Genomic DNA, 629 nt, shown 5'->3' with positions numbered 1-629 from the left:
CCTGGTCGCCGAGGGGAGTTGGCGACATGGGACGCGCGGGCGATTGCCTGTGGCTTCTGCGATCCCCTGTGGAATGTCGTGGCAGCCAACCAGCAGTTCCAGAGGCTGTTTCCCGGCCTGGACCAAGCCGAGAACAACCTCGCCATCTGGCGCTTCTCCTCGGCTGACAAATCGTGTCGCCAGGGCCCCGAGGAGGACGCCCAGTTCTTCGTAGCGACTCTGCGTGCAGCATTGGGCCGCTTCCGCGATGCGCCGGAGGGAGCCCGGCTTCTTCGACGACTCGCCGGCAGTGCCCGATTCGCTGGGCTGTGGCGTAGCGGTGTCGAGGTCGCCTACGACGTGGGCCCGTCTCCGCGCCGCTGGGGCGACCGGGATGACCTGGTAACCGTGCAGGTCACCGAGCTTGTCGAGGAACCCGGGGTTCGCTTGTTCTTGGCGTATCGATCCCGCACTGGCGAGCATCAGAGCGCGGATGGCGTTGGGGTGCAGCCTGTTTCATAGCATGCGGAAGGTGCCGGTGTGCCGACTGACGAGCCCCCAGACACCACGGAATTTGAGGACGCCGCGGATGCGGTGGCGGCCCCGCACGAGCCGACCTACCCGGTCTCTGTCGGCGCTCGCGCTCTGCA

General features: G+C 66.9%; 1 protein-coding gene. It reads left to right on the top strand.

What is annotated here, in order from left to right:
- On the top strand, positions 1-501 hold a 501-nt coding region (locus A5780_RS37680), incomplete at its 5' end, for a hypothetical protein (RefSeq protein ID WP_231983222.1).
- Positions 502-629 lie beyond the last annotated feature (128 nt).

The organism is Nocardia sp. 852002-20019_SCH5090214 (genome assembly GCF_001665865.1).
Taxonomy (GTDB): domain Bacteria; phylum Actinomycetota; class Actinomycetes; order Mycobacteriales; family Mycobacteriaceae; genus Nocardia; species Nocardia nova.
The sequence above is the reverse complement of the archived record's forward strand: the minus strand, read 5'-3'. Positions and strand labels throughout refer to the sequence as shown.